Origin of the sequence: Streptomyces sp. WELS2, from assembly GCF_013870595.1 — a bacterium.
Lineage (GTDB): Bacteria > Actinomycetota > Actinomycetes > Streptomycetales > Streptomycetaceae > Streptomyces.
In genome coordinates this window covers 1-11655 of record NZ_JACBWZ010000134.1, presented here as the reverse complement: position 1 = coordinate 11655, position 11655 = coordinate 1, and the positions used below count along the sequence as shown (strand labels likewise).

11 protein-coding genes and 1 pseudogene are annotated in these 11655 nt (G+C 73.2%); 7 read left to right on the top strand and 5 right to left on the bottom strand.

Annotated features, from left to right (window positions below):
* A partial coding sequence (locus H5J33_RS11420; RefSeq protein WP_181794784.1) for a nitrate- and nitrite sensing domain-containing protein occupies positions 1 to 692 on the bottom strand: 692 nt, incomplete at its 3' end.
* 372 nt (positions 693 to 1064) lie between these two features.
* On the opposite strand from H5J33_RS11420, the gene H5J33_RS11415 reads away from it, so the two are divergent.
* Entirely contained in the window at positions 1065 to 1853 is a 789-nt protein-coding gene (locus tag H5J33_RS11415; RefSeq protein ID WP_181794783.1) for a protein phosphatase 2C domain-containing protein, read from the top strand.
* 4 nt (positions 1854 to 1857) lie between these two features.
* Here H5J33_RS11415 and H5J33_RS11410 read toward each other — a convergent pair whose 3' ends face one another.
* Positions 1858 to 2349 (bottom strand): MarR family winged helix-turn-helix transcriptional regulator, encoded by a 492-nt coding sequence (locus H5J33_RS11410; protein ID WP_181794782.1) that lies wholly within the window; start codon positions 2347 to 2349, stop codon positions 1858 to 1860.
* 241 nt (positions 2350 to 2590) lie between these two features.
* Here H5J33_RS11410 and H5J33_RS11405 point away from each other — a divergent pair, with 241 nt between their 5' ends.
* A complete protein-coding gene (locus tag H5J33_RS11405) occupies positions 2591 to 3394 on the top strand; it encodes a GH25 family lysozyme (RefSeq protein WP_258565015.1) in 804 nt (267 codons plus the stop codon).
* A complete protein-coding gene (locus H5J33_RS11400) occupies positions 3391 to 4800 on the top strand; it encodes an OFA family MFS transporter (protein ID WP_181794781.1) in 1410 nt (469 codons plus the stop codon). The genes H5J33_RS11405 and H5J33_RS11400 overlap by 4 nt, the downstream gene beginning before the upstream one ends.
* Positions 4801 to 4882: 82 nt before the next feature.
* On the opposite strand, the gene H5J33_RS11395 is transcribed toward H5J33_RS11400, so the two are convergent.
* Together H5J33_RS11395 and H5J33_RS11390 are read right to left on the bottom strand one after the other, a co-directional pair.
* Positions 4883 to 5560, bottom strand: a complete 678-nt coding sequence (locus tag H5J33_RS11395) for a GntR family transcriptional regulator (protein WP_181794780.1) — start codon at positions 5558 to 5560, stop codon at positions 4883 to 4885.
* 194 nt (positions 5561 to 5754) lie between these two features.
* Positions 5755 to 6702, bottom strand: coding sequence for a beta-ketoacyl-ACP synthase III (locus H5J33_RS11390; RefSeq protein WP_181794779.1), 948 nt, complete (start codon positions 6700 to 6702; stop codon positions 5755 to 5757).
* 243 nt (positions 6703 to 6945) lie between these two features.
* Here H5J33_RS11390 and fdhD point away from each other — a divergent pair, with 243 nt between their 5' ends.
* The gene (gene fdhD / locus H5J33_RS11385; RefSeq protein ID WP_181794778.1) at positions 6946 to 7794 is read left to right on the top strand and encodes a formate dehydrogenase accessory sulfurtransferase FdhD; all 849 of its coding nucleotides are present in this window, start codon (positions 6946 to 6948) and stop codon (positions 7792 to 7794) included.
* A gap of 21 nt (positions 7795 to 7815) precedes the next feature.
* Here fdhD and H5J33_RS11380 read toward each other — a convergent pair whose 3' ends face one another.
* Positions 7816 to 8298 carry a MarR family winged helix-turn-helix transcriptional regulator gene (locus H5J33_RS11380; protein ID WP_181794777.1) on the bottom strand — a complete coding sequence of 161 codons (483 nt, stop codon included), beginning with the start codon at positions 8296 to 8298 and terminating at the stop codon, positions 7816 to 7818.
* A gap of 140 nt (positions 8299 to 8438) precedes the next feature.
* Here H5J33_RS11380 and H5J33_RS11375 point away from each other — a divergent pair, with 140 nt between their 5' ends.
* The 3 genes and pseudogenes from H5J33_RS11375 to H5J33_RS11365 all read left to right on the top strand — a co-directional run bounded on the left by H5J33_RS11375 (position 8439) and on the right by H5J33_RS11365 (position 11549).
* Positions 8439 to 9356 (top strand): zinc-binding dehydrogenase, encoded by a 918-nt coding sequence (locus H5J33_RS11375; protein ID WP_181794776.1) that lies wholly within the window; start codon positions 8439 to 8441, stop codon positions 9354 to 9356.
* A 111-nt stretch (positions 9357 to 9467) separates the two neighbouring features.
* Positions 9468 to 10676, top strand: a pseudogene (locus tag H5J33_RS11370) (exo-alpha-sialidase); the annotation flags it as partial.
* Positions 10677 to 10760: 84 nt separating this feature from the next.
* On the top strand, positions 10761 to 11549 hold the full coding sequence (locus H5J33_RS11365) for a phosphatase (RefSeq protein WP_181794775.1): 789 nt from the start codon (positions 10761 to 10763) through the stop codon (positions 11547 to 11549).
* The last annotated feature ends 106 nt before the right edge of the window (positions 11550 to 11655 follow it).

Here is an 11655-nt window from a genome sequence, read left to right as displayed (position 1 = left end):
GTGGGCAGGCCGGTGACGGGGTCGATGACCGTCCGGGTGGACGCCGGGATGTTCAGCGCGGCCAGCAGCAGGCCGCGGGCGGCGGCGGACTGCTGGACGGCGGAGTCCAGTTCGGCCAGGGCGTGGGCACCGGAGCCGGCCCGCGGGGGCAGCTGCTCGGCCAGTTGCTCGGCGAGCCGGTGCAGTTCGGTGATGGCCGCCGAGTAGGCCTGGTGGGTCCGCAGGGCGTCGGTCTTGCCGGTGAGGGCGGCCCGGCGCAGCTTGTCGACGCCGTCGAGGGCGGTGCGCAGGCGGGCCGGGGTGTCGGTGTCCGCGCGCAACTCCGCGACCTGCCGGTCCACGCGGGCGCTGCGGTCCTCGGAGGGCGCCTTGGAGCGGGGACGGCCGGCCGCGACGTAGGAGGTGACCTCGTCGCGTTCGTCGGCCAGGGAGTGGGCGAGGGTGAGCGCGTCCTGGGTGCGGGCGGCGAGCGTCACCAGGTTCTGGGAGTCGCCGACGTCCCGGGAGGCGGTGAGCAGCGCGGGCACGCCGGCCCCCGCCACGGCGGCGGCCACCACCGCGACGGCGACGATCAGCCGGGTGCGCACATGGGTGGGGCGGCCGGTGCCCACGGGGGTCTGCGGGACGGTCCCCGCGGGGGCCGGCTGACTGCCTGTGCGCCGAGGCCGCTTCTTCTGCACCGGTGCTCGCATTCTCGAACTCGTCTACCCAGGGGCCCGGGTGGTACCCCGTCACTTCGGGGCCAAGTGGTGCGTACACCCGGTTCGTACGGTTCCCGACCCTCCCAGCGCCGGTGGGCAGTGGTCGCGCATCACCTGACCCGCCACCCGAAGGAGTGAACATCGGAGGGGAGTTGGCGGGCAAGTTCCTCCGGCGCGTGCCCGGCTCGGACGCGGCGGGCCGGTTGGACGCGCGCGGCAGGCTTTGGCAATATTCGCCACCACGCCTTCCCGGAGCGCCTCATTCCAGCCCAAACCCGGCGCCTGACCTGCGAGGTCGCGGGAATTCCCGGGCGCGCGCCGGGCCGTGGCGCACCGTGTGAAGGGGTCGTGCAGACTGACCGGGTGCGTACTGATCTCGTCTCGGAACCCGGCGACGCGACCCGCCCCAACGAGGACTTCGCCGGTGTCGGACTACCCGCCTGCGGACAGGGAGGTTGCGTGATCGTCCTGGACGGCGTGACGCCGCCGCGCGGCGGGGCGGGCTGTCTGCACTCCGTGCCGTGGTTCACCGCGCGGCTGGGCGGCGCGCTGACCGAACTGACCGTTTCCGGCCGAGATCTGACGCTGACGGACATCCTCGGGCGGGCGATCCGGCGCACCGCGGAGGCGCACGCGGAGACCTGTGACCTTTCTCACCCGCGAACGCCCCAGGCAACCGTCGCCCTGGCCCGCTGGTCCGCCGCCGAGGTCGAGTACCTGGTGCTGTCGGACGCGGCGCTGCTGCTGCGGGGGCCCGACGGGGCGGTGACCCCGGTGCTGGACGACCGGCTCGCCCGGCTGCCGCGCTCCGCGCTGGTGTCGGACGCCGTGGTCGACGCCCGCCTGCGCAACAGGGAGGGCGGGTTCTTCACGGCCGCCGCCGATCCCGCCGTGGCGGTCCGCGCGGTCACCGGTGTGCTGCCCCGGCGCGAGGTGCGGGAGCTGGCCGCGCTGACGGACGGCGCGACCCGCTGGACGGAGATGTTCCGCGAGGGGGACTGGACGGCGCTGTTCGACGTGGTCGCCAAGGAGGGCGCCCGGTCGCTGGTCGAGCGGGTGCGGGAGCTGGAGGCGGCGGACCGGGAGCGGCGGGCCTTCCTGGGGCCGGGCAAGACGCACGACGACGCGACGGTGGTGTACGCGCGGTTGTGAGCCGCTATTTCGCCATGACGTCGTTCAGTTCGTGCAGCAGCCGGGCCAGCTCCGCGACCTCGCGGCGGTCCCAGTGGGCCAGCTCGCTGACGTACCGGGCGCGGCGGGCCTCGCGGACGGTGCCGACGCGGCGGCTGCCCTCCTCGGTGAGGGTGACCAGCCAGGCGCGGCCGTCGGCCGGGTCGGGTTCGCGGGCGATCAGGCCCAGTTCCTCCAGGGCGCGCAGCTGCCGGGACATGGTGGCCTTGCCGACCCCGATGTAGGCGGCGAGTTCGGTGGCCCGCTGGCCGCCCTGTTCGTCCAGCCGGATGAGCAGGCCGTAGGCGGAGGACTCCAGATCGGGATGGACCTCCCGGGCCATCTCGGCCTGGTTGGCCCGGGCGCGCCGCAGGAGCACGGTCAACTCGCGTTCCAGGGACAGGAATTCCTGGTCTGCACCACTGGGCGTCACCTGGCAGGCGGTTCCCGGTCCACCGCTGTTTCTGTCCTCGTGCACGTCAGCACCCCTGATCGGTTTCGCAGTCCTGAAATTTTCTGTCACACGTCGTCATTGCCGCAGCTCCGTCAGTATTTCGCAGGCGTAGACCAACGGCGTCGTCCGGACCCCCTTCCACGCCGTCATCTACGTGCGTAGCTTCTTTACCACGCCCTTAATGGCATGCCCACGCCCAAAGGGCCGGCGGTCACCCCCCACGATCCCCACATCGCTCCCCCACTCCCCATCCCGGAGGCACGCCATGACCGTGCTCAGACCCGGTCCCACCCGTCGTACCCGCCCGCTTCCCCCGCGCCCCCTCGCCGTCCTGGTCACGGCCCTGCTCGCGGCGCTCTCCCTCACGCTCCCCCTCACCTCCGCCCAGGCCGCGGACACGCCCGCCCGCGGCTCCGCCTACATGGGCATGGGCGTCCTCGCCCACGACGGGCGCAGCGGCACCCCCAGCACCGGCGACGTCACCCAGACCGAGGGCGTGGACGTCTCGGCGTACCAGGGCAACGTCGCCTGGTCCACGCTGTGGGGCAGCGGCGTGCGCTGGGCGTACACGAAGGCGACGGAAGGCACGTACTACACCAACCCGTACTTCGCCCAGCAGTACAACGGCTCGTACAACGTGGGCATGATCCGCGGCGCCTACCACTTCGCCACCCCGGACACCACCAGCGGCGCCACCCAGGCCAACTACTTCGTCGACCACGGCGGCGGCTGGTCGCGGGACGGCCAGACCCTGCCCGGCGCCCTCGACATCGAGTGGAACCCGTACGGCGCCGCCTGCTACGGCAAGACCGCGAGCCAGATGGTCGGCTGGATCGCCGACTTCGTCAACACCTACAAGGCGCGCACCGGGCGGTACGCCGTGATCTACACCGCCGCCAGCTGGTGGACCCAGTGCACCGGCGACTACGGCGGCTTCGCGGTGAACGACCCGCTGTGCCGTCTTCCTCCTCTCGCGCACGGTCTCTTCCGCACGGCGCCGGGCCCCACCCCGTGCCCGGCGCCCGTCCTCCATCCGTACCCCCACCGGCGAGGAGCTGGCCTGACATGACGTCAGATCGCATGAAGACACGGCAGACCCCGGCCGAACCGGACCGGCCGCACCCCGCCTACCGCGAGGTGACCGACGCCCGGGGCCGGGTCTACCGCGTCGGTGAGACGGACCGGGACATCCTCGGTCACTCCCGCAAGTTCATGGTGTACCTCCCCTGGGTCTCCATGATGGCCATCAGTGTCTCGGAGTACGCCTACGGCTCCGCGGAGGACACCTTGTCCGCGGCCCACGGCTGGACCCAGAGCGACACGTTCTGGATCCTGAGCGTCTGGATCTTCTTCCAGGCGGGCATCGCGTTCCCGGCGGGCTGGCTGCGCGAGCGGGGCCTGCTCACGGCGCGCCGGGCGATGTACATCGGCGCCGTGATGTGTCTGCTCGGCTTCCTGGCCCTGTCCCACCTCCGCGACGTCCTGCCGGCGATCGTCGGCTTCGGTGTCGTGGGCGGGGTCGGTTCCGGGCTGATCTACGCCACGTGCATCAACATGGTCGGCAAGTGGTTCCCGGAGCGGCGCGGTGCGAAGACCGGTTTCGTCAACGGGGGCTTCGCCTACGGCTCGCTGCCCTTCATCTTCATCTTCAACTACGCGTTCGACACCGGGGATTACGACCGGGTGCTCGACCTGATCGGCTGCTACGTGCTGATCGTGGTCGCGGTCTGCGCGTTCTTCTTCCAGGACCCGCCGAAGAACTGGTGGCCCGCCGACGTGGCCCCGCCGACCGGCCCCGGGAGCGGCACGAGCTCCGCGAGCCTGGTCAGGAACCCGCCGGCGGTACGCCAGTTCACGCCCAAGGAGGCCGTGCGGACCGGGATGCTGCCGCTGATGTGGGCCTTGATCGTGATGACGGCCGGGGTGTCGATCTTCGGGATCTCCTTCCAGGTCGACTTCGCCAAGGAGGTCGGCTTCGGTCCCCTGGTGGCGGCTTCCTCGATGGGTGTGATGGCCGTCATCAACGGCATCGGCCGGGCGGTGGTCGGCTGGCTGTCGGACCTGTGGGGCCGCAGGACGACGCTGGTGTTCGTCATCGTGGTGCTCGGGCTCGCCCAGTTCGGCGTCATCTGGGCGGGCGAGCTGGAGAACCAGTGGCTCTTCCTGTTCTTCGCCTTCCTCTCCGGCTTCGGCGGCGGCGCGTTCTACCCCCTGTTCGCGGCGCTGACCCCGGACTACTTCGGCGAGAACTACAACGCCACCAACTACGGCCTGGTGTACAGCGGCAAGCTGATCAGCGGGCTGTTCGGCGGCGGCCTCGGCTCCATGGTGGTCGGCGCCTGGGGCTACGACGGCGCCTACGCGCTGGCCGGCGGTGTCTCCATGGTGGCGGCGGCGCTGGCCCTGCTGCTGCGGCAGCCGGGCCGGGGCGGCACGGACCGGACGCCGGCCCCGGCACCGCGTCCGGCCACCTGACGGCCCATCCGTTCGACCCGCCTCGCCATTCCGGGCGTTCCCCTGTTCACGACCGAACGGGGGGACGCCCGGCGGGTGTCGGTCAGGTGGTCTCGCGCTCGTGGTACGAGCGCCGGGTGTGCTCGGTGTGTTCGCGCATCAGCCGGGTGGCGCGCTGTTCGTCCCGGGCGTCGATGGCGGCGATCAGTTCCCGGTGCTCGATCCACGACTGGCTGCCGCGCTGCCGGGCCACCGGGGTGTAGTACCAGCGGACCCGCCGGTCCACCTGGGCGGCGAGCCCGGCGAGGACCGTGTTGCCGGCCAGCTCCATCACCTTGCTGTGGAAGGCCGCGTTGAGGGCGACCGCGCGGTCCACGTCCTCGGCCGCCACGGCCTGCTCGCCCTCGGCGCACAGTTCCTTCAGGGCGGCGACTCCGGCGCTGTCCGCGTGCGCGGCGGCCAGCCGGGCGGCCTCCGCCTCCAGCAGGGTGCGGACCGTGAGCAGCTGGTCGGCCTCCTCCTCGGTCGGCTCGTGCACGAACGCGCCCTGGGCGGGCCGCAGATCGACCCATCCCTCGGTGTTCAGCCGCTGCAGCGCCTCGCGCACGGGCTGCCGGGAGACGCCGAGGTGCCCGGCGAGTTCGCTCTCCACCAGGTGCTGCCCGGGCCGCAGGGCGCGGGTGGTGATGAGTTCCAGCAGCGCCTCGTACACGCGCTCGCGCAGCGGGCCCGGCCGCTCCAGCCTGGGCACCGTCCCGTGCGGCAGTCCGGTCGACAACATCGCGGTCCTCCTGGGCGGGGTCTGACGCGGGCGATGGACGCTCAGTATCGATTGTTTTTCGTCTACAGTCTACGGTCTACGGCCTACGGCGCCCAGGCTCCGTACCGGGCCCAGGGAAAACCCGTACCAGGTCCCCGGGAGGGGGCACACCGGAGCCGCACCCGGGGCGGCCGCGCCTCAGGGGCGGTCGCACCTCAGGGGCAGCGCACGACCTGCCCGGCGTAGGACAGGTTGCCGCCGAACCCGAACAGCAGCACCGGGTCGCCGCTGCGCAGGGCGCCCCGTTCGAGCAGCTTGGAGAAGGCGAGCGGGATGCTGGCGGCCGAGGTGTTGCCGGACTCGGTGACATCGCGGGCGATCACCGCGTTCACGGCGCCGATCTTGTGGGCCAGCGGCTCGATGATCCGCAGATTGGCCTGGTGCAGGACGACCCCGGCCAGGTCCTCGGGTGCCGTCCCGGCCTTCTCGCAGGCCTGGCGGGCGATGGCCGGCAGCCGGGTGGTGGCCCAGCGGTAGACGCTCTGGCCCTCCTGCGCGAACCGGGGCGGGGTCCCCTCGATCCGCACCGCGTGCCCCATCTCGGGCACCGAGCCCCACAGCACCGGCCCGATGCCCGCTTCGGCCCCCGGCGGGCAGGCGGTCACCACGGCGGCACCGGCCCCGTCGCCGACCAGGACGCAGGTGCTGCGGTCGGTCCAGTCGGTGACGTCGGACATCTTGTCGGCGCCGATGACCAGGGCGCGGGTGGCGGCGCCGGCTCGCAGGGTGTGGTCGGCGGTGGCGAGCGCGTGGGTGAACCCGGCGCACACCACGTTGACGTCCAGGGCGGCGGGCCCCGGGATGCCGAGCCGGGCCGCGACCCGGGCGGCGGTGTTCGGGGAGCGGTCGACGGCGGTGGAGGTGGCGACGAGGACCAGGTCGATGTCGTCCGGGGTCAGCCCGGCGGCGGCGAGGGCCTTGGCGGCGGCGTGCGCTGCCAGCTCGTCCACGGGCTCGTCGGGACCGGCGATGCGCCGGGTCCGGATGCCCACCCGGCTGCGGATCCACTCGTCGCTGGTGTCGACCATGCCCGCCAGGTCGTCGTTGGTGAGCACCTGGGCGGGCTGGTAGTGGCCGATGGCGACGATGCGCGAGCCGTTCATTGCGGGGATCCCCTCGGGGCCGTGGGTGGCGGGACCCACCAGTGTGGCCAGTGACCGGCCGGTACGACGGCAGGTGAGGCCACAGGAATCCGGCGTCGGGATTGTCGGCTCCCGTCAGGCCGTCGGACGTCCACGCAATCCGCGCCGGCCTCCTGTCCGACCCCCGCCCGTCCCCCGCTCCTCGTGTGCAGGACAATGGGACGGTCGGCGTCCAGCACGCACAGAACCGGGGCTGATCGGAACATGGGACGAGTCACGGAACGACGCAAGGTCCTGCGCATCCGGGACGGGGCGGTCTCCACCCGGCCGGACACCCTCGTCGCGGAGGAACCGATGGAGATCCGGCTGAACGGCAAGCCGCTGGCGATCACCATGCGGACCCCGGGCGACGACTTCGCGCTGGCGGCCGGCTTCCTGGTGAGCGAGGGCGTCCTGGCCACGGCGGCGGACCTGCGGAACATCGTCTACTGCGCGGGCGCCACTGCGGACGGCTCCAACACCTACAACGTGGTCGACGTGCACACCGCCCCCGGCGTCACCCTCCCGGACTTCACCCTGGAGCGGAACGTCTACACCACCTCCTCCTGCGGCCTGTGCGGCAAGGCCAGCCTGGACGCCGTCCGGACGACCGCGCGCTGGCCCCTCGCCGACACTCCACCGCTCCGGGTCACCCCCGAGCTGCTGGCGGGCCTCCCCGACCGGCTGCGGGCGGCCCAGCGGGTGTTCGACCGCACCGGAGGACTGCACGCGGCGGCCCTGTTCGGCGAGGACGGGGAGCTGCTGGACACCCGCGAGGACGTCGGCCGGCACAACGCGGTCGACAAGCTCGTGGGACGGGCGCTGCAGAGCGGCGCGCTGCCGCTGTCCCGGACGATCCTCATGGTCTCCGGCCGGGCCTCCTTCGAGCTGGCGCAGAAGGCGGTCATGGCGGGCATCCCGGTGCTGGCGGCCGTCTCGGCGCCGTCCTCGCTCGCGGTGGACCTGGCCGCGGAGACCGGCCTGACGCTGGTGGGCTTCCTGCGGGGCGCCTCGATGAACGTGTACGCGGGCGAGCACCGCATCGCCCTGCGGGAGCCGGCCGCCCACGGCTGACGGGGCCGCCGGTCGGCGACGTCAGCCCTCCCCGCCCTCCACGGCGGAGTGCCCCGGGCCACCCGGGACACCGGAGACCCCGGAGATCCGGGCCAGCAGCTCCGTGAACCGCTCCCGTTCGGCGGCCGACAGCGGGGCGAGCAGCTCGTCGTTGGCCTCGCGCGCGGCCTTCTCGCAGCGGGTGAGGAGCCGGGCGCCGTCATCGGTGAGGGTCACGGCGTTCTTGCGCCGGTCGCGGGGGTCGGGGGCGCGCTCGACCAGGCCCGCGGACTGGAGGTCGTTCAGGATGCCGACCACGTCCTTGGGGTCCAGGCCCACACCGCGGCCGAGGTCGGCCTGGGCGACCGGGGCGAGGTCGCGGACGGCGGAGAGCACCACGTGGTGCCACATCCTCAGCCCCTCCGCCGCCAGGGCGTCGGCGACCAGGGCGCGGCCCCGGGCGGCGGCCCGGCCCAGGAGCCAGCTCGGCAGGGAACGGATCGCGGGCAGGGGGGCTTCGGCCATGGCCGCAGCCTAACCGAAGAATCATTGGACTTTCCCATGAACCTTCTCTACCGTTGGGACCCCCAACGAGTTCATGGGTGTTCCCAACGAACGGCCCCACGACCGACGGTGCCGGTGTGCCCGGCCCGAGGAGGTGTGCGATGCGGCGCGTCCGCTACGAGTCCGCCGGCGGCCCCCTGTTCCTGGAGGAGGCACCCGTCCCGGAGCCCGGCCCCGGCGAGCTGCTGGTGCGCTGCGCCGCCGTCGGCCTCACCCTGCCGATGGTCCGCAAGGTGGCCGAGGCCGCCGAGCCGGTGCCGCTGGGCGGGGAGGTCGCGGGCGAGGTGGTGGCGGCCGGTCCCGGCGTGTCCCGCTTCCGGACCGGCGACCGGGTGACCGGACTGTGCTTCGGGCACGGCTACGCCGACTTCGCCGTGGTGCGCGAGGCCATGGCCTCACCGGTGCCGGACGACGCCGGCTTCGTCACCGCGATCGCGCTGGTCCGCAGCGGCCTGGTGGCCTGCGGCGTGCTGGCGGCGGCACGGTTCGCGCCGGGCGAGTCGGTCCTCGTCACGGCGGCGGCGAGCGGTGTCGGGCACCTCGCCGTCCAGCTCGCCCGGGCACAGGGCGCGGGCCGGGTCGTGGGGGCCGTCTCCGGCGCGGCGAAGGCGGACTTCGTCCGCTCCCTGGGCGCGGACGACTGCGTGCGGTACGGCGACGAGAGCTGGGGCGAGCCGGTCGACTGCGTCCTGGACGCCGTCGGCGGCGAGCTGCTCGGCCCGGCCCTGGCCGCGCTCGCCCCGCACGGCCGCCTGGTCGCCTACAGCTCGGGCGGCGGCACGATCCCGGCGTACGACCTGCTGGTGGGCGCCAAGTCGGTGACCGGCTTCCAGATGGCGCTGATCGCCCGCGAGCGGCCAGAGCTGTACGAGTGGTGGCGCCGGGAGCTGTGGCGGCTGCACGCCGAGGGCGCCCTGAAGCCCGCCGTGCACGGGGAGTTCGCCCTGGAGGAGGCCGAGGCGGCGCACCGGGTGATCACCACGCGGGCCAATCTGGGCAAAGTCGTCCTGTGCCCGTGAGTGCACGCTTCTTGTGAGCCGCGCACCCCCCAACTACCGTCGTTCGGGCGCATGTTGGACATGGGATGTCCGGATGTCCGCTCATCCGGCCGACGAAGGGCAGGCCGCACCGTGCCGCCGAGTCTCCGCACCCGCCTCAGACCCCTGCTCGTCCTCGCCGCGACCGGACTGTTCCTTCCGTTCCTGCCGGCCGCACCGGCCCGCGCGCAAACGCCCTCAGCGGCACCCGGATTGGAGCAGCAGGTGCTGTTCAAGGCGGCCCAGGACCCCGGTTACGCCTGCTTCCGCATCCCGGCGGTGGTGCGCACGACCGACGGCACCCTGCTGGCGTTCGCCGAGGGCCGGGTCCTCAACTGCGGCGACGCCGCCGACATCGACATCGTGCTCAAGCGCTCCACCGACGGGGGGCGCACCTGGGGACCGCTCCACGTCGTCAGCGAGGGCGCCGGCGACACCCACGGCAACCCGGCGCCGGTCGTGGACCGCGACACCGGCCGGATCTGGCTCGCGGAGACGTACAACACCGGCCGTACCGACGGCGCCGGCTGCCGCGTCCCCTGCGACCGCACCCCGCACCTGCAGTACAGCGACGACGACGGCGAGACGTGGTCCGCGCCGCGCGACCTGAGCCCCGAGATCCTGCCCGCCGACTGGAACTCCTGGTACGCCACCGGGCCCGTGCACGGCGTCCAGCTGACCCACGGCCGCTACGCGGGGCGCCTGGTCCTCGGCGTCAACACCGAGACCTGGGACGGCACCAGGGTCACCGCCAACCACGCGGCACTGGTCGTCAGCGACGACCACGGCGGCCACTGGCGGATCGGCGCCACCGACACCTGGCCCGTCGCCGCCGACGGCACCTTCCGGCAGAAGCCCTCCGAACTCACCCTCGCCGAGCGCGCCGACGGCTCGGTCCTGGTCAGCGGGCGGGAGCAGGACGGCACCGACCTCGGCCACCGCACCCAGGCCGTCAGCCGGGACGGCGGCACCTCCTTCACCGGGCCCTTCCGTGCCCTGCCGGACCTGTACACCCCGCAGGTGCAGGGCTCGATGCTGCGGCTCGGCGACCGCCTGCTGCTCGCCTGCCCCGGCGACCCCGACCGGCGCCGCACCATGATGATCCGCTCCTCCTACGACGGCGGGCGGACCTGGGACGGCGTGGACCGGGGCACGGTCGTCACCACGGACTGGTCCGGCTACTCGGACCTGGTGCGCGTCGGCTCCACCACGGTCGGCCTGCTGTACGAGGGCGGGGCGGTGGACGCCCGGGACGAGATCCGCTTCGCCCGCTTCACCGAGGACTGGCTCGCCCTGCGCCGGGCCTGACCACACCGGTGCGTGACCCCCGTCCCAGCGGGCGGTATCCCCGGGACCGGCGCCGCGCGCTGCCCCACAATGGGAGCCATGCCGATATCCGGGACACCCAGCCGCGCCCAGCTCGTCGACCATCTGGTGCGCACCCGTATCGCGGGGGACGTCGCCACGCCCCGCGAGAACAACCTCTCCCACTACCGTCAGCTCGCCAACGGTGTCCGGGGCTTCTGGCTCGGCCTGGAACTGGGCGACCGCTGGACGGACGAGCAGGACGTGCTCGCGGTGATGGCCGAGCGGGTGGGTGTCAACGACGACCCGGAGTACCGGTACGGCCAGGACACCATCGACCCCGAGCTGACCGTGGACGCGCTGGACCGGATGGCGGCGCGGCTGCGCAAGGCGGCCGAGGGACGCCAGCGGGTGCTGTTCGCGACCGGGCACCCGGGCGGGCTGCTGGACGTGCACCGGGCCACGGCCGCCGCGCTGCGCGCCGCCGGCTGCGAGATCGTGGTCATCCCGGACGGGCTGAGCACGGACGAGGGGTACGTCATGCAGTTCGCGGACGTGGCCGTGCTGGAACACGGGGCGACGCTGTGGCACACCCACTCCGGGGAGCCGATGCGGGCCGTTCTGACCGCACTCGAGCGCGCGGGGCGCCCGCTGCCCGACCTGGTCGTGGCCGACCACGGCTGGGCGGGATACGCGGGGCAGCACGGCGTGGACTCCGTCGGGTACGCCGACTGCAACGACCCGGCGCTCTTCCTCGCCGAGGCGGAGGGCACCGTACAGGTGGTGGTCCCGCTGGACGACCATGTGGTCAGCCCCCGCCACTACGACCCGATGACGGCGTATCTGCTGGCCGGGGCGGGACTGGCCTGACGGCCCGCCAGACTCCGTTCCCGGCGGAAACGGGATGCGGCCCCGCAGAACGGGGCCGCATCAGGTGTTCGGTTGTCAGACCGGATCAGTGACCGCCACCACCGCC

Excerpts from the sequence above, each read along its gene's own strand:
- H5J33_RS11405 (WP_258565015.1), top strand. The coding sequence starts at position 2,591 with ATGACCGTGCTCAGACCCGGTCCCACCCGTCGTACCCGCCCGCTTCCC.
- H5J33_RS11400 (WP_181794781.1), top strand. The coding sequence starts at position 3,391 with ATGACGTCAGATCGCATGAAGACACGGCAGACCCCGGCCGAACCGGAC.
- H5J33_RS11395 (WP_181794780.1), bottom strand. The coding sequence starts at position 5,560 with ATGTTGTCGACCGGACTGCCGCACGGGACGGTGCCCAGGCTGGAGCGG.
- H5J33_RS11390 (WP_181794779.1), bottom strand. The coding sequence starts at position 6,702 with ATGAACGGCTCGCGCATCGTCGCCATCGGCCACTACCAGCCCGCCCAG.
- fdhD (WP_181794778.1), top strand. The coding sequence starts at position 6,946 with ATGGGACGAGTCACGGAACGACGCAAGGTCCTGCGCATCCGGGACGGG.
- H5J33_RS11380 (WP_181794777.1), bottom strand. The coding sequence starts at position 8,298 with ATGGCCGAAGCCCCCCTGCCCGCGATCCGTTCCCTGCCGAGCTGGCTC.
- H5J33_RS11375 (WP_181794776.1), top strand. The coding sequence starts at position 8,439 with ATGCGGCGCGTCCGCTACGAGTCCGCCGGCGGCCCCCTGTTCCTGGAG.
- H5J33_RS11365 (WP_181794775.1), top strand. The coding sequence starts at position 10,761 with ATGCCGATATCCGGGACACCCAGCCGCGCCCAGCTCGTCGACCATCTG.